Source organism: Allobosea sp. P4_H5, assembly GCF_056400825.1.
In genome coordinates, this window is the sequence record NZ_JBFUKM010000011.1 from 171,051 (window position 1) to 190,946 (window position 19,896).

Sequence of the window (19,896 nt, forward strand, 5' to 3'; positions counted from 1 at the left end):
TCGTCCAGTCCTCGCGCAGGGTATGCGGGCTCGCCCGCCGCGCTGAAAGCCATCGTGACCAGAGCCGGATCCGATCAGGTTGCCCCAACCTGATCGGTGAATCCGTCTCTCGCTTTTAGAAAGAGACCGTTTTTCTGATCAGCTTGCGGGGCAAGCTGATCAGAACGGGCTCTAACGCAAATTGCTCTCGGAAGACTTAATCGGACTCTGCGGAAGCGATCGGGATTTGAAGTGGTTTCGGCGCAATTCGGGCGGCCGAAACCGCACCGCGGAAGCATCTTTTTTGACCTGTCGAAAGGTTGATTTTCGCTCGGGCCTTCAAGGTATTAGCTGATGGTTTCGAGGTTAAGAAAATAGTGTTGAAAGCGTTGAAAATCGCGATTGAGTTGACAAAAGGCATAGATTCAGGCAATTAAGGCCGTGATGAGTGTCTGAGAAGCACATATTTCATTGACCTTGCCCACGGGTATTTCCGGTGATTTGGGTATGGCGATGTGCTGGCCTTCGGCGAAAGCCTGAGTGCTCCCTTCATCTCGAACATCGTCTTTTAAACGCTAACAATGCGCACCCCGCAGACGCCGCACCCGCGCCGCCTGCGCCCCGGGCCAGCGCCCCTGTGTGACTTATGTCTTTTCATTGGTTGATCCTGCTCGCGGCTATCGCCGTGGAGCTGCTTGCGACGTCGGCGCTGAAGGCCTTCGTCGCGGGCCCGGTCCTCGTCGCGGTCCTGCCGCTCGTGCTGATCGGACTGTCCTTCGCCCTGCTCAGCGTCGCCCTGCGGGTCATCCCCATGGCCGTCGCCTATGCGGTCTGGGAAGGCCTCGGCATCGTCGGTATCGCCCTGATCGGCCATGCCTTCTTCGCCGAGCATCTGACGGTGCCGCGCATCCTCGCGCTGGCCCTGATCATCGGCGGCATCGTGCTGCTCGAACGCGGCGTCGGTCATGACGCCGACCCTGCGGCCTCCAAGGAGGATGAGCGGAGGCTGGTGTGACCTTCGCTGCCTCCGCCCAAGCTTTCGCGCTGGCCTGGCTCGGGCTTGCCGTCATCCTCGAGGTGATCGGCACCAGCCTGCTCAAGCTCTCCGACGGGCTGAAGCGCCGGCTCGTCGGCGCCCTCGGCGTGCTCTGCGTCGTCGGCGCCTTCGCCGCCCTGGCGCAGGCGATCCGCGGCATGGACCTCTCGGTCGCCTATGCCGTCTGGGGCGGCGTCGGCCTGGTGCTGACCGCCGTGGTCGGCGCGCTCGCCTTCGGCCAGCGCATCCGCCCGGCCGGCTGGCTCGGCATCGCGCTGGTCGTCGCCGGCGTGGTCGCGCTCAAGCTGTTCTGACCCAAGGGCGTCGCATCAGTTCAGGAACGGGTTCTTCCACCCGCCCTGCTGGGCCGGCGCCTTGGCCGGAAACACCTCGGCGAGATAGTCCAGCACCTTGCCGCGCTCCTCCGCAGGGAGGGCCGGCATGTTGTGCTTGCTGACCATCCAGTCGAGTGCTTCGCCCCATTTCTCGCGGCTCATCCCCTGGGCCGCGACCAGCTTGAAGTTGTGGCAGGCGACGCAGGCATAGAAGGCCTCGTCGCGGTTCGGGCCGGCCGGGAACATCTCCGGCGTCTCCTCGGACGGGGCAGGGGCCTGCGCCAGCGCCGCCGGCATGGCGAGCAGCAGGCCCGCGCCGAGCGCGAGCCCGGCGCGGCGGATGCGTGCGATCATGGCGCTCACCCGACCAGCACCGCGACCCGGTGCATCGGGTTGGCGCCGTAGCCCTGCGGGTTCCATCCGCCGGCGACATGCGGCTGCGCCCGGCCCTTGCTGTCGGTCGCGCGCACCCAGAGCTCGTAATAGCCGTCGGACGGCAGTTCGACCTCGGCCGTCCAGCGCCGCCAGTCATAGCGGTTCTTCGGCTCGGCCGCCTTCGCCGGCTGCCAGGTCGCGCCGAAATCGATCGAGACATCGACGCGTGAGACGCCCTCATGCCCGTCCCAGGCGGCGCCGCGCAAAGCGAGCTTGCGCGTGCCGGCGGCCAGGCGCGTGCCATTCGCCGGATTGGTGATGATGCCGCGCACCGGCATGTCGGTCATGGTGCGCATGTTGGAATCGTCGGTCTTGCCGCCGGGGATCATCGGCTTGATCGCGACGGAATAGGAGGTGCCGCCCATGCCCTGGCCGTCATGCACCTTGTCGCGAATGGCGATCCGCTTCAGCCATTTATGGGAGACCGAGGCCGGGAAGCCGGGGATGATCACCCTGAGCGGCCCGCCATGGATGGCGGGGAGCGGCTGTCCGTTCATCGCCCAGACCAGGAGCGCATGCGGCTCCAGCGCCGCCGCGATCGGCACGCCGCGCGAGATCGCATCCTTCGTCGCATCGCCCGAGAGATGCTGGTCGGCGCCGTAATTGCCGGTGTGGACGGCGGTCGACTTCAGGCCGGCGCTCTGCAGCACGTCGGCGAGCGGCACGCCGGTCCATTCGGCGCAGCCGGCGCCACCATTGGTCCATTGGTTGCCGCGCGCCTGCGGCTGGAAGAAGGAGCGGCCATTGCCGCCGCATTCCAGCACCGTGCGGAAGGTCTTGTGCGTGAATTTCTGCTTGAGCTCGCCGAGCTTGAGCTTCAGCGGCGTGTTGACCTCGCCATCGATCGAGAGCTCCCAGGCGTCACCTTCCTTGAATTCGTCTGGCGTCTGGCCGTTGTTGCGGACGAAGAACTTCTCGAATGGCGTGGTGTCGTCGTCGAGCATGTGCTCCGGTGTCTCGGCGACGAGCGGCCGGTCGCCGAGCAGGACGAGGCCCTTGGCCTTGCCGGGGAAATCGAGGAACTGCGGGCCCTTCGGTGCGGCGGCTGCCGGGGCAGAAGCCGGCGGCGTGCCCTGGGCCAGCGCAGCGGGGATCAGCCCAGCCGGCATCGTGCCCGAGAACGGGATCGTGCCACCGACGGCAGCCCCCATCGCCGCGAGCCCGGCGCCGCCGAGGAAGCCGCGGCGCGAGGAGCCGGTGCGGCGGCCGAAGGCCAGCGCATCGCCGCGCTCGGGATCGTCGCCATAGAGTTCGCCCAGGGACCGTTCCTGCTTGCCCATCATGTCCTCCCTCGCGACGGCGTCACTGCGCCGGCGTTCGAAGGACAAGACGGATGAGCGGGCCGGATCATTCCATCCGATCGATAAATATTTCAGGCGAGGCAGGGCTGGGCGCTGCGCCAGTCGTCCAGCAGGGCGATGCGCAATGGCGTGACCTTCTCCGCAGGCTCGTTCGTCAGCGCCTTGAGGAAGCTGGCGATCATCTCGAAGCGCGCCGGCGGCATCTCGGTCGCGATCAGAAGGTAGCCGTGCCCGCCGGCGTTCCAGCCCGCCAGCGTCCTGGCCGACAGGTCGGGGGGAGGTGCCGGTTCGGCGTGGGGGCTGACATGCAGGCTGAGCCGGCAGCCGCGCAGGCCGACGAAGCCGACCCTGACCTGACCGGCCGCCGAGGTCGCCTGCCAGACCGGCTGCAGCCCGAGGCGGGCGAGCTCGTTGGTGATCGCGCCGGCTGCTACCGGCGCTATCGTCGCTGCAGGCTGGGGTGGCATGGCCGCGAATTGCTCATGCGCGGTCAGGGATGCGGTGAGGAAGCTTTCGGAGGCATCCTGCCGCAGCAGGATCGGTGTCAGCGCGACGGCTGCGGCGACGACGAGCACGGCGGCGATCGCCGCGGCCCGTCGCCAGCCCGAGCGTGGCGACGTCGGGAAAGAGGGCAGGGGTGGCGCGTCGTCGGCCGGCAGCGCCTGCAATTCCTGCTTCAGCCGGACGATGCCACGCAGTGTCTCTGCCGTCTCCGGTGAGCTCGCCAGCCGCTCGGCCATGGCGCGCTGCGCCGCCGGCGTCAGATCACCGTCTGCGAAGGCGTTGAGCGTCTCCCAGTCCGACCGGGAGGGTTGGTCAGCCTGCGGCATGGCGGGCCGGGAGCACACGGATATTGGCTCCCCCTATGATCGAGAGCAGCATGGCCCGGGCGCGCGACAGGCGGCTCATGACGGTGCCGGACGGTACGCCGATCAGCGCCGCCGCCTCCGCATAGCTGAAGCCGTCGAGGTCGACCAAGACCACCACCTCCTTCATCGCGACAGGCAGCTGTTCCAGTGCCTGCCGCACCGTGATCGCGCTGAGCGCGCGCTCGTCGAAACGCCAATCGGCCGGCTCGGATGCCGGCGCGCCCTGCTCGCGCTGCTGTCGCCGGCCCTGGTCGATCAGCAGGTTGCGCAGGATGCTGTATAGCCAGCGGCGATAAGCGGGATCCTCCGCCGGCTCGCTCTTGGCCGTGAGAACCCGCAAGGCGGCCTCCTGCGCGGCATCGGCAGCCCGCTCCCGGTCGCGCGTCAGCGCGCAGGCATAGCGGAACAGCCGCGCCCATTCGCATTCAAGCCGCGCACGGCGCGCGTGCGCATTGCGTTCGTCGCGCCACATGCTCGCGCCATCCGAACCGGTTCATGCCGCGAGCGGACAGGGCCAACGCCAGGCACCCGCGACGTAGGAGAGCATAGGTGAGGATTCGCGAAAGCGGAACTGGAGGCGGCCGAGCTCGCCCGGACGTCAGCCGGCGCGCTTGGCGAGCGCGGCCCGATAGGCGTCGAGGACGCCGTCGATCATCGCGTTCAGGCAGAAATTGGCCCTGACATGCAGGGCGAGGTCGGCAGCCTCAGCCAGTCGCTCCGCCGCCGGTGTCGCCAGGGCCTTGCGGATCGCGTCGGCCAGGATGGTCGGCTCGTTCGTTGCAATCAGGCGGTCGGCATGCCCGGGGCCGTAGATTTCCTTGATGCCGCCGACATCGGTCGCGATCAGCGGCTGCGCCGCCGCGGCCGCTTCCAGGATCACATAGGGCAGTGATTCCGCCCGCGACGGGATCACCATGACATGCGCCTTGGCGAGCGCGGCGCGGATCGGTCCCGGCGGCTCGAACACGCATTGGCTCGCGACGCTCTGGTCGACGGTCATCTGCCGCAGCAGCGCCTCGTCCGGGCCGGAGCCGACGATCAGCATGCGCGGCGTCAGCCCGTCGCGGCGCTTCAGTAGCGCGAGCGCCTCGATCAGCGTGTCGACGCCCTTGGCCGAGCGCAGTTCGCCGAGATAGACGAGGTCGAACTCGGCATCGGCATGGTCGATCGGCTCGAATTCGGCTTCCGAGATGCCGTTCAGCACGATGCGATGGTCGGTGCGCGGCTTGTGCCCGACATGGGCCTCGAAGCGTCCGGCGATGAAGGCGCTCTCGAACAGGAACATGTCGGTCGCCCGCTCGAGCAGGCGCTCGATCGTCATGTAGACGCGGTGCTCGGCACTGCCGGGCTTGTAGTTGAAGCTGCCGCCATGCGGGGTGTAGGCGGTGACGTAGCGCCGGCCGGGCGAGGCCAGAGCCGGCAGGCGGGCGTAGACGCCGCCCTTGGAGCCGTGGGCATGCACGATCTGCGGCGCGATCCGCTTGCGGGCCGAAACCTCCGAGATCTGCGCACGCATATCGGTGAGGCTCGGATAGCGCGACATCGGCACGCGGGTGACGCCGAGCGAAAGCTGCGGTCCGAGCTCGGCGAAGATCTGGTCGGCCCGTACGCCGCCCGTGGTCGAATCGCAGAAGATGCCGACGGCATGGCCGCGCGCGATCTGGCCGCGGGCGAGGTCGAGCACGTGCCGGAAGAGCCCGCCGAGTGGCGCGCGGAAGACATGCAGGATCTTGAGCGGAGCCGAACCGGCCGCGGCGGGCATGATGGCGGTATCCCGGGGAGAGCCGGTCAGAACCAGCGTTCCTTGATCACGATCGTGTCGCCGGGCCGGACCGGATAGGTGATCGGCACCGTGGCGGTGACGAGCTGGCCGTCCATCAGGCGGGTGACCTCGGCATAGTTGCGCTGGCCGCGCGGGGTGAAGCCGCCGGCGATCGCCACCGCGGTCTGCAGCGTCATGCCGTTGACGAACGGGAATTGGCCGGAATTGGTGACCTCGCCGAGCACGAAGAACGGCCGGTAGGCGTCGACCTCGACCGAGACTTTTGGCTCGCGCAGATAGCCGGCGCGCAGGCGCCCTTCGATCGCGCGCTCGAGCTGCTGCGTCGAGCGCCCCTGCGCCTCGACCGCGCCGATCAGCGGCATGGAGATGCGGCCGGAGCCGTCGACGGCATAGATGTTCGAGAGATTGTCCTGGCCGAACACGATGACGCGCAGCTTGTCGCCGCTGGCGAGCTGGTAGGGAGCGGTCCGCTCGACGGCGAATTCGGGCGCTTCGATGCGCGGCGCGCAGCCGGCCACTGCGAGCGCAGCGGCAAGCGCCAGACAGACGGGATGTCTACTCATCATCACCGGCGAACCCTTCAGAATCTGTCCGTAGGGTTAGGCCGACATGGTTAACAAAGGCTGAGCGTCGGGGGCGCGGGATGTATCCCGGCGTTGCGCCGCTTTAACCCGCCAATAACCTTAATGCGCTCAGATGAGGTTGCGTGCTCCCCCAAGGGCACAAGAGTTCTGCGTGAATGGAAGCCTCATGACCGCTCGCTACGATACCGTTGCGGCCGCCGGCGAGAGCCGCTCCGACCTGCTCGACTTGCCGGCTCTCTGGGCCGCGATCAAGGCGAAGAAGCTCTGGATCATCGGGCCGACATTGGCGGCGCTGGGCTTGTCCTTCGTTGCGGTCAACGTCATTCCGCCGCGCTATACCGGCCAGGCCCAGCTCCTGCTGCAGAGCCGCGACAGCTACTACACGCGGCCGGGCCAGTCGTCCGACAATTCCGGCCAGCAATTCGATGCCGAGGGCGTGCAGAGCCAGGTCCAGGTCATCATGTCGCGGGATCTGGCGCGCGAGGCGATCAAGCGCATCGGTCTGGTCGGCAATCCCGAATTCGACTCCGGCGCCGGCGCGCTCGGGGCGCTGAAGAAGGTCGGCGTGCTGCTCGGCATCGGCGCCCATCCGGCCGATCGCTCGCCGGAGGAGCGGGTGCTGGAGAAGTACTATGACCGGCTCCTGGTCTTCCCGGTCGGGCGCTCGCGCATCGTCGCGGTCGAGTTCACCTCGCAGGACCCGGCGCTCGCCGCCAAGGGCGCCAACGAGATCGCCGCCGCTTATCTCGACATGGAGGAGGCGGCCAAGCAGGACACCGCCCGCAGCGCCTCGTCCTGGCTCTCGACCACGATCGAGCCACTGCGCAGGAAGCTGGCTGAATCCGAAGCCAAGGTCGAGGAATTCCGCTCCCGTCACGGCCTGCTCGTGGGCGCCAACAACACCACGATCACCACCCAGCAGCTCGCCGACCTGTCGACGCAGCTCTCCGCTGCGCGCAACCAGCAGTCCGAATCGCAGGCCAAGGCTTCGATTCTTCGCGATGCGATCAAGAACGGGCGCACCTTCGAGATTCCGGATGTCGCCAACAATGAGCTCGTCCGCCGGCTGATCGAGCAGCGCGTCAACCTGCGCGCCCAGATCGCGCTCGAATCGCGCAACCTCCTGTCGGAGCATCCGCGCATCAAGGAGCTGAGCGCCCAGCTCGCCGACCTTGAGGGCCAGATCCGCGCCGCCGCCGAACGCGCCGTGCGCACGCTGGAGAACGAGGCCAAGATCGCCGGCCAGCGCGTCGAGAGTGTCACCGCCGCCCTCGACGGCCAGAAGAAGACGGCCTCCGGCGCCAATGACGACGAGGTCCAGCTGCGCGCGCTCGAGCGCGAGGCCCGCACCCAGCGCGATCAGCTCGAACAGTACATGCTGCGCTATCGTGAGGCGCTCGCCCGCGACGCGCAGAATGCGACCCCGGCCGATGCCCGCGTCATCTCACGCGCCGTCGAGCCGACCGCCCCGTCCTTCCCGAAGAAGCTGCCGACCATGGTCGTCGCGACGCTCGCGACCTTCCTGGTCGCGCTGGCGGCGGTCGTCTCGCGCGAGCTTCTGAACGGCGGAACCCCGGCGCCCGCCGAAGACGCGCCGCGCCGCAAGATGCGCGCACGCGCCGAGCCGCAGATGGAGACGCTGGAAGAGGATGAGCAGAGCGCCGTGAAGGCGGCGCCGGCGCGTCGCGAGCGCATTGCCGGCCTCCTGACCCATGGCGGGCGTGTCGGCCAGCTTCATCTCGACGTCGCCGACCCTGAGTCGGGCGCGGCCGATCTTTCGGCCTGCATCAACAAGCCGAGCGAAGGCCATGCGCCGCTCGTCGTGGTGCTGGACGGGGCCGAGCCCGGCGAGGCTTTGCCGCGGACGCTGGCGCTGCTTCTCTCCGAGCGCAGCCGCTGCATCTTGGTCGACCTCGCCAGCGATTCCCGTGACCGGGCCGGCTTCTCCGAGCTGCTCGCCGGCGAGGCGATGTTCTCCGACATCATCACGCGCGAGCCGGATTCGCGTCTGCACGAGATCGCGCCGGGCCGGGCCGGGCGCGCGGCCGTGCTGGCGGCGTCCGACATCGTCGACGTCGCGCTCGATGCACTCTGCGAGACCTATGACTGGGTGCTGGTCGCCGCCACCTCGACCGATGAGGCGGAGGCGCTTGCGCCGCTGCTGGGCCGCGCCCAGGGCGCGCTGGTCATGGCCGGCCATGTCGGCAACGGCCATGCGGTCGAAGCCGCCTATCGCCTCACCGACCTGACCGGAGCCCCGATCGCGCTCGTCATGGTCGATGCGCCGGAGACGATCGAGGTGGCCATGCCGGATAAGGAGCCGGCGCCGGCCTGACGGCGGACAACGCCGTCGGCAAATGCTGAAAGGTTGGAGGAAAGGGCTGCGTCATCCCGGACTGATCCGATCCCCGCAAACCAGACCGTTTGAAGTTGGAGTTTTTCGCGCCAAAATCCCTCAGTCCGGGGGAGAAAAGGGGCTCAGGTCGGCCGTAAGCTGATCCGGATGGTTTCCACCGTCGACGGGATCGCTCCCGGCCATAGCAAACACAGGATCCAGCGGCACTGACGCGGCCGTGGTCCTCACCGTCCTCAAGACGAGATACGCACCCAGGTGGAAGGCCCGAACATTATCTAAAGGGCTGCTTGTCGCGGAAGCTGTTGTCACATTGGCGCGCGGCGACCTGAGCAGCTATCCACACCAGCGCGACCGGAACCGTCGCGCTGAAAACTCTGGACCGGCGCACTTCCAACGAGAGGCTCGGATATTGGGCGGTTGGTCCGGAGACCGAGCGGAGCCTTGCGTTGATCCAAATATGTCGATAAGTCTCGACATATGGAAAACGAGCAAGTCATCCTCGCTCTCGCCGCCATGGCGCAGGGTACCCGTCTCGACGTGTTTCGTCTGCTGGTAACGGCAGAGCCGGAGGGCCTGCCCGCCGGTGAAGTCGCGCGGCGCCTGGACATCCCGCACAATACGATGTCCTCGCATCTTGCGATCCTCAGTCGCGCCGGGCTCGTCCGTTCCGAGCGCTTCAGCCGCTCGATCGTCTACCGGGCGGATCTCGACGCCCTGCGTTCGGTCGTCGCCTTCCTCCTCAAGGATTGCTGCGGCGGTCGCCCGGAGATCTGCGCTCCTCTCCTCGCCGAGCTCACCCCCTGCTGCCAACCTGCCAAGGTCACGACCGATGCCTGATCGCGTCCACAACGTGCTGTTTCTCTGCACCCATAATTCAGCCCGCTCGATCATGGCCGAGGCGCTGCTGAACCATCTCGGCGAGGGGCGCTTCCGCGCTTTCTCCGCCGGCAGCGAAGGCGGCCCTGGTCCGAAGCCCATGGCCATCAAAGTCCTGGAGGCGGAGGGCATTCCAACCACTGGACTGTCTTCGAAGACCTGGGACGTGTTCGCCGCCCCCGGCGCTCCCGTGATGGACATGGTCGTCACCGTCTGCGACCAGGCGGCCGGCGAAGCCTGCCCGTTCTGGCCGGGTCAGCCGATCACCGCGCATTGGGGGATCGAAGATCCCTCGAACCTTGAGGGCAGCGAGATCGAGCGTGAGCGCGCCTTCGTGACCGCGCTGCGCTACCTGCGCAACCGCATCAGCATGCTGCTCTCGCTGCCCGTCGCCAGCCTTGACCAGATGGCGCTGGCGCAGCGGGTCCGGCAGATCGGTGCGCTCGAAGGCGCGACCCCGCGCGCGAAGCTGGACTGAGGCGCCGATGTCCAGCTTCGAACGTTACCTCACGCTTTGGGTCGCCCTGTGCATCGTCGTCGGCATCGCGCTCGGCCACGTCATGCCTGGCGTCTTCCAAGCCATCGGCACCGCCGAGATCGCCAAGGTCAACCTGCCGGTCGCGATGCTGATCTGGCTGATGGTCATCCCCATGCTGCTGAAGATCGATTTCGCGGCACTCGGGCAGGTCGGCCGACACTGGCGCGGCATCGGCGTCACGCTCTTCATCAACTGGGCGGTCAAGCCCTTCTCGATGGCGGCGCTGGGCTGGTTCTTCATCGCCTGGATGTTCCGTCCGTGGCTGCCGGCCGAGCAGATCAGCAGCTACATCGCCGGGCTCATCATTCTGGCTGCGGCCCCTTGCACGGCGATGGTCTTCGTCTGGTCGAACCTGACGAAGGGCGAGCCGCACTTCACGCTGAGCCAGGTGGCACTCAATGACGCGATCATGGTCGTCGCCTTCGCTCCGATCGTCGGCCTATTGCTCGGCCTGTCGGCGATCACGGTGCCATGGGGAACGCTGGTCCTCTCGGTCATCCTCTACATCGTCATTCCCGTGATCGTTGCTCAGCTTGTTCGCAGCCGTGTTCTGGCGAATGGCGGGCAAGCGGCGCTGGATCGCCTGCTCGGCAGGCTTGGCCCTGCTTCTCTCGTGGCGCTCCTCGCGACGCTCGTTCTGCTCTTCGGCTTCCAGGGTGAGCAGATCCTCGCGCAGCCGATGGTGATAGCGCTCCTGGCGGTGCCGATCCTGATCCAGGTCTATTTCAATGCCGGCCTCGCCTATCTGCTGAACCGGATTGCCGGCGAGCAACATTGCGTCGCTGGACCATCCGCCCTCATTGGCGCCTCCAACTTCTTCGAGCTCGCCGTGGCGGCCGCGATCAGCCTGTTCGGCTTCAACTCTGGAGCAGCACTCGCCACGGTCGTCGGCGTGCTGATCGAGGTTCCCGTGATGCTGACGGTGGTCTGGATCGTCAACGGCTCGAAGGGCTGGTACGAGCGCGGCGGTAGCGTCCGGAAGGTGCAGGCCGCAGAGTAATTCGAGAACTTTGGAAATACCGATTGACAGCATGCATCGAGCGGCGCAACCTATTTCCATGAAAGTCGAAGAAGCAGCAAAGCAGCTTGAAGCGCTCGGCAATCCCACGCGCCTTGAGCTCTACCGGGTTCTCGTCCGCGCCGGGCATGGCGGACTGCCGGTCAACCGGGTGCAGGAGCGTCTGGGCATTCCCGCCTCGACCCTCTCGCACCACCTGCAGCGTCTCGTGCAGAACGGACTGGTCTCGCAGGAGCGGCAGGCCACGACCCTGATCTGCCGGGCCGAATATCCCGCCATGGCCGCCCTTGTGGGCTTCCTCGCGGATGAGTGCTGCGCCGACGAAGCCTGCTCTACCGCCAATCAGGCCGCATGAGCCGATTTTTTATTTGCCTGATAATTCCATCATTCTAGAATAATAGGATATAGTATCATGATGGAGCTACCGATCGCCGTCATCGGCGCTGGTCCGGTGGGCCTCGCCGCCGCCGCCAATCTCGTTGCACGCGGTCTTCCCGTGAAGGTCTACGAAGCCGGCACTGCAGCCGGCGCGAGCATCAGCGATTGGGGCCATGTTCGGCTGTTCTCGCCATGGGCCTACAACGTCGATCCGGCAGGTCGCTCGTTGCTGGAAAAGGCGGGATGGCAGGCGCCGGATGAGGCGGCCTATCCGACCGGCGGCGACCTCGTCAGCGCCTATCTTGCTCCGCTATCGCAAACCCCAGAGCTGGCGCCGGTCATCGAGTATGGCGCACGGATCAAGGCAATCGGGCGGCGAGGTGTCGACAAGGTCGTCAGCCGTGACCGCGAGTTGCGCCCATTCCAGCTGACCGTCATCGACTGTGACGGCCGCGTCCGCCGCGAGCTCGCACGAGCGGTGATCGACGCCTCGGGAACGTGGGCGTCGCCGAACCCACTCGGGGCGGGTGGCGTCGCGGCTCAAGGCGAAGAAGCCTTTGCCGGCCGGATCGCCTACAGCATTCCCGATGTGCTCGGCCGAGACCGCGCAACCTATGCCGGGCGCACCACTGTCGTTGTCGGCGCCGGCCATTCTGCAGCGAATGTGCTGCTCGACCTGGCTGAGCTCGCCACCACTGAACCCGCCACCAGGGCGATCTGGCTGACGCGCAGCAACAACCTGTCCCGCGTCTATGGTGGCGGCGCCAATGACCAGCTCGCGGCTCGCGGCGATCTCGGCCAGAGGCTGCGGCAGCTCGTCGAAGCGGGCAGCATCGAGCTCGTCACCAGTTTCGCGGTCACCATGGTGCGGGAGGTGAATGGTCAGCTCGCACTCGACGGCGAGACGCCTGACGGTCTTCGCTCAATTTCCGCTATCGATCGGATCGTCGTCTGCACGGGCCAGCGTCCAGACCTCTCCTTGACCCGCGAGCTACGCATCGAGCTTGATCCATGGCTGGAGAGCGCCAAGGCGCTTGGGCCGATGATCGATCCCAACCTGCATTCCTGCGGCTCGGTGCCCCCGCACGGTCACCGCGAGCTCTCCCATCCCGAACCCGGCTTCTACACGGTCGGGATCAAGAGCTATGGCCGCGCGCCGACCTTCCTGATGCTCACCGGCTATGAACAGGTCCGTTCGGTCGTCGCCGCAATCGCTGGCGACGTGGCCGCGGCTGACGATGTCCAGCTCGTCCTGCCCGAAACCGGCGTTTGCACAGCCGCGCCGGAAACCACCGGCAGCTGCTGTGGCGGTCCGGCTCCGCGTGACGTGGACGCCTGCTGTGCCGACGACGCATCCGTCAAAGCGCAGGGCAACGCCGGCTGCGGCTGCGGCAGCTCATCTAAAATCGACGAGACCGCTCAGGCCCGATGACGACACCTGTCCATTCGCAAATAAGCCCGGTCCCTAACGCGCGGATCGGGCTCATCCTTGCCCTGGGCGTCACACAGGTCGCCGGCTATGGCGCGCTGTACTACGCGTTCGCCGTCCTTGCGCCGGGGATGACCAAGAGCCTGGGCTGGGCGCCCGAATGGACCTATGGCGGCTTTGCCCTTGGGCTGCTCGCAGGCGGCTTCGCCGCTCCTTTTGCCGGGCGCCTGATCGACAAATTCGGCACGCGCCGGATGATGAGCATCGGCAGTGTGCTGGCGAGCCTGTCGCTCTTTGCCCTGTCCAAGGCGGAAGGGTTGGTCAGCTATTACGCGGCGATGATCGCCCTTGAGGTCGTCTCGACGCTGGTTCTCTATGACGCCGCCTTTACGGCTCTCACGCAGGCCCATGGCGCGAATGCCAGACGGGCGATCAGCAAGCTGACGCTGATCGGTGGCTTCGCCTCGACATTGTTCTGGCCGCTCACGACCGCATTGCTGGCACAGGCGGACTGGCGTGCGATCTATCAGATCTATGCCATAGGGTACCTGCTTCTGGCCCTGCCTTTGCACGCCTTGCTGTTGCCTCGCGGCCCATCGATGCAGGCCGTGAAGCCCTCTCAATCGACCGAGGTGACAACAGCCGACGGCTATCTCGCCGGGGCAGCTCGCCGACGTGCCTTTGTTCTGCTCGCGCTCGCGTTCTCGCTGCAGGGCTTCGTCGTCTCGGCCATGTCGGTTCATATGCTGACGCTGCTGCAGGGCTTCGGCTTCAGCGCAGCATTGGCGGTCACCTTCGGCGCCATGGTTGGCCCGTCGCAGGTCACAGGGCGGCTCATCGAGATGCTGTTCGGCACCAACGTGGCTCCGGTGACGACGGCGTGGGTCTCCGGCGCCCTCATGCCGGTCGGGTTCGTCCTGCTGGCCTTCGGCGGAGGCACGGCCGCCCTCGCTGGACTGTTCGCCATCGCATACGGCGTCAGCATGGGCTTGAGCTCGATCGTGCGCGGCACCGTACCGCTCCAGCTTTTCGGCCCCGCCGGCTATGGCGCCATGCTCGGCAAATTGTCTGCGCCGGGCCTCGCTATCCGCGCCGCAGCGCCGCTAGCGTTCGCCGTGATGATGGAACGTGCCGGGCTTTCGGTGAGTGCGGCAGTGCTGGTCGCACTCTCCGGTGTAGCTGCTCTGACTTTGCTCCTCCTTGCCCGGGTGGTTACGGCAGAGGGCTAGGCGGCCGCGCTGGCGCTTGCGAGCACCGCGGCAGTTTGGAGCTTGGAGCTAATTCCAATCAGCGGAGTTTCGGTGTCCGGTTCCGGGCAGCATGCCACTAAGCGCCGCCCAGCCCGCAGCCCCTGCGAGCCGAAAGGCAGCGCGCAACCTCAATTGCGCTGCTGCTCCGCTTTCCACGCCAGGTACTCGGCTTCGGCATCCTGCGCGAGCGGATAGTAGCGCCGAAGATCGCCGCCCTTCGACAGCATGAGGCGCGAGAAGTCCTCCCATTCGGCATGATGACTGCCGGCCTCGAGCAGCCTCTCGGCATAGGCGATGGGTACGCAGATCGCCCCGTCATCGTCGGCGATGATGATGTCGCCCGGTCTGACATAAGTCCCGCCGCAGGCTATCGGCACGTTGACCGCGTGCGGCATCAGTGTCGTCTGGGTATGGAAGTTCGGCGAAGCGCCACGCATCCAGTAGCCGATGTCGAGCGCGAACGCCTTTGCCGCATCGCGGATCACCCCGTCGATGACCATCCCCGCGCCACCCTTGCCGGCGAAATAGGTCAGCATCATCTCGCCGAAGATCCCGCTCTGCAGGTCGCCGCGGGCGTCGACTACGACGACGTCGCCGGCCTCGACGTGATAGAGCGCGTGCCTGTGAAGCTGCTTCTCGCGATCGGCGTACTCGTCGTCGCCATAGAGATCCTCGCGCTTCGGCATGAATTGGAGCGTAAGGGCCGGGCCAGCGATGGCCTTGCCGCGCGAGTGCGGCACGGCTCCTGCGATGAACGGGTTTCGAATGCCCATCTTGTAGAGTTCGCTCGACGCGGTGGCAGTGCCGATGCTGGCGAGCCCGTCGAGAAGCGCCTTGGCGGGACGGTTGATCGTGGGGATGTCGAACATGCGTCGTTCCTGATGGTTGCCGGCGTGATCGGGTCGTGGTGAGCGCTTCTGCGGATAGAAGAGATCGCGAGGCGGCTTCTCAAAGTCCGCCGACGACCGGATGCCAGTCCGGGCGGTAGGGGTCCTGGTGGAAGCGGGCGTAGTAGTCGCCCTTCTCGTCGTAGAGGGCGCCGTAATGGCGCATCTTGTCCTCGTCGAGCGAAACGCCGAGGCCGGGCCCGGTAGGCACGCGGATGGCGCCGTCCTCATAGGGCATCAGCCCGCCCTCGATGATGTCGTCGGTCAGGTAGTGGTAATGCGCGTCGCCGGCGAAGCTCATCTCGGGGATGGTCGCGGCGGTGTGCAGCATGGCTGCGAGCTCGATGCCGAATTCGGCGCCCGAATGCATGGCGACGCCGAGCGCGAAGGTCCGGCAGATCGCAGCGAGGTCCTTCACCCCGCGCGGGCCTTCCCAGTAGTGGATGTCGGTCAGGACGATATCGACCGCTCCCAGGCGGATGGCAGGGCCGAGATCGTCGAACTTGGCAGGGTACATGTTGGTGGCGATCGGGATGCGCACGGCCTTGCGGACCGCGGCATTGCCTTCGAGCCCCCAGGCCGGATCCTCGAAATACTCCATGCCGACGGCTTCCAGCCGCTGGCCGATGCGGATTGCGGTGGGCGCCGACCAGACGCCGTTGGGATCGATGCGCAGGCCGAAATCCGGCCCCATGCGCTCGCGGCAGGCTTCGACCGCTGCCGCCTCGATGTCCGGCGAAAGCACGCCGGCCTTGAGCTTCATCGCCTTGACGCCGAGCGTCTCGTGCAACTCCTGGCAGAGATCGGCCATGTCCTGCGGATGCTCGTCATGGCCGCCGCCCGGCCGGTCATAGCGCCAGAACAGGTAGGCGATCATCGGGATGCGGTCGCGCACCGGTCCGCCGATCAGGTCGCAGAGCGGGCGGCCGAGCGCCTTGCCCTGGATGTCGAGGCAGGCCATCTCGATCGCGGCATAGAGCCGGGCATTGGAGAGATAATAGATCGCTCGCAACGTCTTGAGCTTGATCAATTCGAGATGGAACGGGTCCATGCCGATGATGCGTGGCTTCAGCTTCATCAGTGCGCCGCGCTGGTCGCCGCCGCCGACCTCGCCCAGGCCGACGATGCCCTCGTCCGTGATCAGTTCGAGGATGGTGCGCAGGAAATAGCCGGGATGGACCCCGGTATTGTGGCGAAGCTGTGCATTGAGCGGGATCGCCACGCAGCGCACCCTCATGTCGACGATCTTCATCGGCCTGTTCACTCCCTCAAAGGTGCATGCCGCCATCGACGAAGAGCGTCGTGCCGGTGATGTAGCGGGCGGCGTCGGAGGCCAGGAACAGCGCGACCTCGGCACAATCCTCCGGCGTGCCCAGGCGGTTTGCCGGGATGCGGGCGAGCACGGCGTCGCGATAGGCGGGATCGGCCAGGGCCTCGCGATTGCGCGCGGTCGCGATGGCGCCCGGCGCCAGCACATTGCAGGTGACGCCGTCGGCCGCGACCTGGCGGGCGATGCTGCGGACCATGCTCTCCAGCGCGGCCTTGCTCGCGGCATAGGCCAGCATCTGCGGATGCTCCTTGACCTGCTGGATCGAGCCGATCGCGATCAACCGGCCGAAGCCGCGCTCCGCCATGGCTGGAACGAGCGCCTGCATCAGCCGGTAGTTGGCGGCGAGATTGAGCTCCCATTGCCGGTCGAGCGCGGCACGCTCGAAGCCGTGCCAGGGCGCCCGTTCCTGCAGGGCGGCGTTGAGCACGAGGATGTCGATCCCGCCGAGCCTGTCCGTCGCTTCGGCGATCAGGCGCTCGACGTCGCTGGGGCAGGTCAGGTCGGCGGCGATGCCGAGCGCTGATCCCGATGCGCGGCAGGCTGCATCGAGTTCCTCACCGCCGGCCGGGCCGTTGAGGCAGATGGTGGCGCCGGAGTGCGCGAGCGCGGTCGCGATGGCGAGCCCAATGCCCTGCGTCGCACCGGTGACGAGCACCCGGCGCCCCGTCAGGTCGGCTTGAAGGCGTCCCGGCTCAGCCATGGCTGTCGCCGAGCCTGGCGTCGAAGGCGTCGCGCACCGCGTCACCCAGGAAATTCAGCGCGAGCACCGTCAGGAAGATGGCGAGCCCGGGAAAGAAGCTCATCCACCAGGACTGGTAGAACTGGATGCCGGTCGCGACCATGTAGCCCCAGCTCGGCGTCGGCGGCTGCACGCCGAGGCCGAGGAAGGAGAGGGCGCTTTCGGTGATCAGCGCCTGCGAGGCCGAGAGCGAGCCATAGACGATGACGTTGCCGGAGACGTTCGGCCAGATGTGCTTGAACAGGATGCGAAAGGGGCGCGCCCCGGAGGCCTGCGCCGCCACGACATAGTCGGCCTCCCGCAGCGTCAGCACCTCCGCGCGCACCAGCCGGGCGAAGCCGGGCATCTTGGTGATCGCGATGGCGAGCATGACGTTGACGAGATCGGGGCCGAGCACCGCGACGATCGAGAGCGCCAGCACCAGCAGCGGGAAGGCGAGAAAGGCGTCCATGACGCGCATGATCAGCGCGTCCCAGCGCCCGCCGAGCCAGCCGGAGACCAGCCCGAGCAGTGAGCCGGCGATCAGCGCGAGCCCGATTGCGAAGATCACGACCTGGAGAGAGACAGTGGCGCCGTGCAGGACGCGCGAGAGCACGTCGCGGCCGATCTCGTCGGTGCCGAACCAGTGCGCGGCGCTCGGTGGCATCGAAAAGGCGTCGGGGTCGATATCGATCGGTGAATGGGGCGAGAGCCACGGCGCCAGCAGGCCGAGCGCGACGATGACGGCGAGGACGATCGTGCCGAACCGGCCCTGCCAGCAGCCGAGGATGCGGCGCAGGATGATCGCGCCGGGCGAGAGCGGGGCTCGCCGCGTCGGCGCGGCGGCGGGGGGCATGAGTTCGGTCACGGCCGCCATCGCCTCACGCCTTCACGCGCGGGTCGAAGGCCCGGTAGAGCAGGTCGGTCAGGAGGTTCACCGCGAAGACCGCGATGACGATGAACAGGATCGCGCCCTGGATGACCGGAAAGTCGCGCTGGAAGATGCCGTCGACGAGCATGCGGCCGAGGCCGGGCAAGGCGAAGACCGTCTCGGTCACAACCGCGCCGCCGAGCAGGGCTCCGACCTGCAGGCCGATGACCGTGACGATCGGGATCAGCGCGTTGCGCAGCGCGTGCCGGACCAGGACCAGGCGCTCGCTCAGCCCCTTGGCCCTTGCGGTGCGGATATAGTCCATCGACAGCACCTGCAGCATCGAGGCGCGGGTCTGGCGCATGACGAGCGCGGCGAAGGCGGTACCGATCGTCAGTGCCGGCATCACCATCAGCCTGAGGTTGCCGCCGGGATCGTCGAGGAAGCGGATGTGGCCGGAGGGCGGCAGCCAACCGAGCTTGAGCGAGAACAGCATGATCAGCAGCACGCCCATCCAGAAATAGGGCACTGCGACCGAGGACATGGCGATGAGGCTCGCCACGACGTCGATCAGGCTGCCGCGGAAACGCGCGGCCAGGATGCCGGCGGGCATGCCGATCGCGATTGCGATCAGGATCGAGAGGAAGCCGAGCTCGAGCGTCACCGGGATGCGCGCCGCCAGCATCTCGCCAACATCCTCGCGCGTGCGCAAAGAGCGGCCGAAATCGCCCTGCGCGACGCGCGCGAGCCAGGTGACGTAGCGGACCGGAGCCGGCTGATCGAGGCCGTACTCGACGCGCACCGCGGCGCGCTGCTCCAGGCTCGCCTGCTCGCCGAGGATGGTGACAGTCGGGTCGCCCGGCAGCAGGTTGGTGAGCGCGAAGACGATGATGGTGACGAAAAAGGCCACCGGCAGCATCTGCGCGAGCTTCTTGGCGAGGTAAGGCAGCACGGTCGCGATCCCTCAGTAGCGATCGAGCCGGCGGTGGTCGCGGGCGATCTCGGCGATGACGGCGTCGGACACCGCGAAATGGGTGGTCATGGCGATGCGCGCCGCCGCGGGGTCGCGGGCCTTGATCGCATCGACGATGGCCTGATGACGGGCGACTGTCGCAGTGGGATCGCGCAGGTCGCGCTGCATGCCGAGCGCGCGCTGGGTGAACTTGATGGTGTCGACGAGCGCGCTGACCAGATGCTCCAGCAGCGCGTTGCCCGAGCAGCGCGCCAGAGCGACATGGAAGGCGAGGTCGCCCTGCAGCCAGCGCTCGAAATCGCCGTCGATATTGGCGCGCATCTTCTCCAGCGCGAGCTCGACCGGCTCCAGCTGGAGCGGCGTCGCCCGCTCGGCGGCGAGCGCCGCGACCTCGACCTCGATGGCGCGCCTGAGCTCGACCGCTTCGCGCAGGCCATTGTCGGTGACGCGGACGGCCAGGCGCAGGAACTGGTCGAGCGGGGCGACCGAGAGCCCCTTGATCGTGGTCGGCTTGCCCTGCTGGATCTGGACAATGCCGAGCGCCGAGAGGCGCCCCAGCGCTTCCCGCACCACAGGCTTCGAGACGTTGAGCCGCTTGGCGAGCTCGGATTCCGACGGAAGCTGGTCGCCCGGGCGATAGACGCGCTCGGCAACGCGGTCGATCACGAACTGCGTCACCGCTTCGGTCAGGCGCTGCTTGTCAGGTTGAAGGGCGACGATCTCACTCATAACATATCAGATATGCTGCCTTGAAGAGCGCGTCAACGGGGTGATGCCGGTCGGTGGAGGTCGCTCTTGAGCCTTTCGCCGCTAGGCTGCGCGCCGTGACACAGAAACCGGTCCTGCCGAAATGCAATGCGGCTTTGCATCGGTGGGCAAAAACTGATTGCCTACCTCATAACATATCTGATAGGTGCCTTCTCCGTCGGCGCCAGACCAAGAGCGCCTTG

21 protein-coding genes are annotated in these 19,896 nt (G+C 67.0%); 9 read left to right on the forward strand and 12 right to left on the reverse strand.

The genetic code is table 11. The features are described from left to right. Window positions 1–625: 625 nt before the first annotated feature. Together AC1DS0_RS22300 and mdtI are read left to right on the forward strand one after the other, a co-directional pair. Complete coding sequence (locus AC1DS0_RS22300) at window positions 626–994, forward strand: DMT family transporter (protein ID WP_476816447.1); 369 nt, start codon at window positions 626–628, stop codon at window positions 992–994. Next, complete coding sequence (mdtI, locus tag AC1DS0_RS22305) at window positions 991–1,329, forward strand: multidrug/spermidine efflux SMR transporter subunit MdtI (RefSeq protein WP_476816448.1); 339 nt, start codon at window positions 991–993, stop codon at window positions 1,327–1,329. The genes AC1DS0_RS22300 and mdtI overlap by 4 nt, the downstream gene beginning before the upstream one ends. 15 nt (window positions 1,330–1,344) lie before the next feature. On the opposite strand, the gene AC1DS0_RS22310 is transcribed toward mdtI, so the two are convergent. The 6 genes from AC1DS0_RS22310 to AC1DS0_RS22335 all read right to left on the reverse strand — a co-directional run bounded on the left by AC1DS0_RS22310 (window position 1,345) and on the right by AC1DS0_RS22335 (window position 6,301). After that, window positions 1,345–1,704, reverse strand: a complete 360-nt coding sequence (locus AC1DS0_RS22310; protein ID WP_476816449.1) for a hypothetical protein — start codon at window positions 1,702–1,704, stop codon at window positions 1,345–1,347. Between the two features lie 5 nt (window positions 1,705–1,709). Next, window positions 1,710–3,065 (reverse strand): sulfite oxidase, encoded by a 1,356-nt coding sequence (locus AC1DS0_RS22315; RefSeq protein ID WP_476816450.1) that lies wholly within the window; start codon window positions 3,063–3,065, stop codon window positions 1,710–1,712. Between the two features lie 92 nt (window positions 3,066–3,157). Beyond that, window positions 3,158–3,934, reverse strand: a complete 777-nt coding sequence (locus AC1DS0_RS22320) for an anti-sigma factor family protein (RefSeq protein ID WP_476816451.1) — start codon at window positions 3,932–3,934, stop codon at window positions 3,158–3,160. Continuing rightward, complete coding sequence (locus tag AC1DS0_RS22325) at window positions 3,903–4,427, reverse strand: RNA polymerase sigma factor (RefSeq protein WP_476816452.1); 525 nt, start codon at window positions 4,425–4,427, stop codon at window positions 3,903–3,905. The genes AC1DS0_RS22320 and AC1DS0_RS22325 overlap by 32 nt, the downstream gene beginning before the upstream one ends. Window positions 4,428–4,553: 126 nt before the next feature. Next, a complete protein-coding gene (locus AC1DS0_RS22330) occupies window positions 4,554–5,717 on the reverse strand; it encodes a glycosyltransferase family 4 protein (RefSeq protein WP_476816453.1) in 1,164 nt (387 codons plus the stop codon). A 26-nt stretch (window positions 5,718–5,743) separates the two neighbouring features. Continuing rightward, window positions 5,744–6,301, reverse strand: coding sequence for a polysaccharide biosynthesis/export family protein (locus AC1DS0_RS22335; RefSeq protein ID WP_476816454.1), 558 nt, complete (start codon window positions 6,299–6,301; stop codon window positions 5,744–5,746). A 187-nt stretch (window positions 6,302–6,488) separates the two neighbouring features. Here AC1DS0_RS22335 and AC1DS0_RS22340 point away from each other — a divergent pair, with 187 nt between their 5' ends. The 7 genes from AC1DS0_RS22340 (at window position 6,489) to AC1DS0_RS22370 (ending at window position 14,146) form a co-directional block, all read left to right on the forward strand. Continuing rightward, window positions 6,489–8,657, forward strand: a complete 2,169-nt coding sequence (locus tag AC1DS0_RS22340; RefSeq protein ID WP_476816455.1) for a GumC family protein — start codon at window positions 6,489–6,491, stop codon at window positions 8,655–8,657. A gap of 498 nt (window positions 8,658–9,155) precedes the next feature. After that, window positions 9,156–9,515: an ArsR/SmtB family transcription factor gene (locus AC1DS0_RS22345; protein ID WP_476816456.1), complete on the forward strand. Its 360-nt coding sequence runs from the start codon at window positions 9,156–9,158 to the stop codon at window positions 9,513–9,515. Further along, complete coding sequence (locus tag AC1DS0_RS22350; protein ID WP_476816457.1) at window positions 9,508–10,032, forward strand: arsenate reductase ArsC; 525 nt, start codon at window positions 9,508–9,510, stop codon at window positions 10,030–10,032. The genes AC1DS0_RS22345 and AC1DS0_RS22350 overlap by 8 nt, the downstream gene beginning before the upstream one ends. 7 nt (window positions 10,033–10,039) lie before the next feature. Next, a complete protein-coding gene (gene arsB / locus AC1DS0_RS22355; RefSeq protein WP_476816458.1) occupies window positions 10,040–11,092 on the forward strand; it encodes an ACR3 family arsenite efflux transporter in 1,053 nt (350 codons plus the stop codon). Between the two features lie 58 nt (window positions 11,093–11,150). Then, complete coding sequence (locus AC1DS0_RS22360; RefSeq protein WP_476816459.1) at window positions 11,151–11,465, forward strand: ArsR/SmtB family transcription factor; 315 nt, start codon at window positions 11,151–11,153, stop codon at window positions 11,463–11,465. 57 nt (window positions 11,466–11,522) lie between these two features. Continuing rightward, the gene (locus AC1DS0_RS22365) at window positions 11,523–12,920 is read left to right on the forward strand and encodes an FAD-dependent oxidoreductase (RefSeq protein WP_476816460.1); all 1,398 of its coding nucleotides are present in this window, start codon (window positions 11,523–11,525) and stop codon (window positions 12,918–12,920) included. Then, complete coding sequence (locus AC1DS0_RS22370) at window positions 12,917–14,146, forward strand: MFS transporter (protein WP_476816461.1); 1,230 nt, start codon at window positions 12,917–12,919, stop codon at window positions 14,144–14,146. Before AC1DS0_RS22365 ends, AC1DS0_RS22370 begins: the two co-directional genes overlap by 4 nt. A gap of 149 nt (window positions 14,147–14,295) precedes the next feature. Here the strand turns inward: AC1DS0_RS22370 and AC1DS0_RS22375 are convergent, their stop codons facing one another. The 6 genes from AC1DS0_RS22375 to AC1DS0_RS22400 form a co-directional block, all read right to left on the reverse strand. Then, complete coding sequence (locus tag AC1DS0_RS22375; RefSeq protein WP_476816462.1) at window positions 14,296–15,036, reverse strand: ribonuclease activity regulator RraA; 741 nt, start codon at window positions 15,034–15,036, stop codon at window positions 14,296–14,298. A gap of 79 nt (window positions 15,037–15,115) precedes the next feature. Then, window positions 15,116–16,306 (reverse strand): enolase C-terminal domain-like protein, encoded by a 1,191-nt coding sequence (locus tag AC1DS0_RS22380; protein ID WP_476816463.1) that lies wholly within the window; start codon window positions 16,304–16,306, stop codon window positions 15,116–15,118. 16 nt (window positions 16,307–16,322) lie between these two features. After that, on the reverse strand, window positions 16,323–17,084 hold the full coding sequence (locus AC1DS0_RS22385; RefSeq protein ID WP_476816464.1) for an SDR family NAD(P)-dependent oxidoreductase: 762 nt from the start codon (window positions 17,082–17,084) through the stop codon (window positions 16,323–16,325). After that, window positions 17,077–17,970, reverse strand: a complete 894-nt coding sequence (locus tag AC1DS0_RS22390; protein WP_476816465.1) for an ABC transporter permease — start codon at window positions 17,968–17,970, stop codon at window positions 17,077–17,079. Before AC1DS0_RS22390 ends, AC1DS0_RS22385 begins: the two co-directional genes overlap by 8 nt. Before the next feature lie 13 nt (window positions 17,971–17,983). Beyond that, entirely contained in the window at window positions 17,984–18,925 is a 942-nt protein-coding gene (locus AC1DS0_RS22395; RefSeq protein ID WP_476816466.1) for an ABC transporter permease, read from the reverse strand. A gap of 12 nt (window positions 18,926–18,937) precedes the next feature. After that, window positions 18,938–19,675 carry a FadR/GntR family transcriptional regulator gene (locus AC1DS0_RS22400; protein ID WP_476816467.1) on the reverse strand — a complete coding sequence of 246 codons (738 nt, stop codon included), beginning with the start codon at window positions 19,673–19,675 and terminating at the stop codon, window positions 18,938–18,940. Between the last annotated feature and the right edge of the window lie 221 nt (window positions 19,676–19,896).

Bases quoted from the DNA above. Each gene is read 5' to 3' on its own strand.
- AC1DS0_RS22300 (WP_476816447.1), top strand. From the start codon at position 626: ATGTCTTTTCATTGGTTGATCCTGCTCGCGGCTATCGCCGTGGAGCTG.
- AC1DS0_RS22310 (WP_476816449.1), bottom strand. From the start codon at position 1,704: ATGATCGCACGCATCCGCCGCGCCGGGCTCGCGCTCGGCGCGGGCCTG.
- AC1DS0_RS22315 (WP_476816450.1), bottom strand. From the start codon at position 3,065: ATGGGCAAGCAGGAACGGTCCCTGGGCGAACTCTATGGCGACGATCCC.
- AC1DS0_RS22325 (WP_476816452.1), bottom strand. From the start codon at position 4,427: ATGTGGCGCGACGAACGCAATGCGCACGCGCGCCGTGCGCGGCTTGAA.
- AC1DS0_RS22330 (WP_476816453.1), bottom strand. From the start codon at position 5,717: ATGCCCGCCGCGGCCGGTTCGGCTCCGCTCAAGATCCTGCATGTCTTC.
- AC1DS0_RS22335 (WP_476816454.1), bottom strand. From the start codon at position 6,301: ATGAGTAGACATCCCGTCTGTCTGGCGCTTGCCGCTGCGCTCGCAGTG.
- AC1DS0_RS22340 (WP_476816455.1), top strand. From the start codon at position 6,489: ATGACCGCTCGCTACGATACCGTTGCGGCCGCCGGCGAGAGCCGCTCC.
- AC1DS0_RS22345 (WP_476816456.1), top strand. From the start codon at position 9,156: ATGGAAAACGAGCAAGTCATCCTCGCTCTCGCCGCCATGGCGCAGGGT.
- AC1DS0_RS22350 (WP_476816457.1), top strand. From the start codon at position 9,508: ATGCCTGATCGCGTCCACAACGTGCTGTTTCTCTGCACCCATAATTCA.
- arsB (WP_476816458.1), top strand. From the start codon at position 10,040: ATGTCCAGCTTCGAACGTTACCTCACGCTTTGGGTCGCCCTGTGCATC.
- AC1DS0_RS22360 (WP_476816459.1), top strand. From the start codon at position 11,151: ATGAAAGTCGAAGAAGCAGCAAAGCAGCTTGAAGCGCTCGGCAATCCC.
- AC1DS0_RS22365 (WP_476816460.1), top strand. From the start codon at position 11,523: ATGATGGAGCTACCGATCGCCGTCATCGGCGCTGGTCCGGTGGGCCTC.
- AC1DS0_RS22370 (WP_476816461.1), top strand. From the start codon at position 12,917: ATGACGACACCTGTCCATTCGCAAATAAGCCCGGTCCCTAACGCGCGG.
- AC1DS0_RS22375 (WP_476816462.1), bottom strand. From the start codon at position 15,036: ATGTTCGACATCCCCACGATCAACCGTCCCGCCAAGGCGCTTCTCGAC.
- AC1DS0_RS22380 (WP_476816463.1), bottom strand. From the start codon at position 16,306: ATGAAGATCGTCGACATGAGGGTGCGCTGCGTGGCGATCCCGCTCAAT.
- AC1DS0_RS22385 (WP_476816464.1), bottom strand. From the start codon at position 17,084: ATGGCTGAGCCGGGACGCCTTCAAGCCGACCTGACGGGGCGCCGGGTG.
- AC1DS0_RS22400 (WP_476816467.1), bottom strand. From the start codon at position 19,675: ATGAGTGAGATCGTCGCCCTTCAACCTGACAAGCAGCGCCTGACCGAA.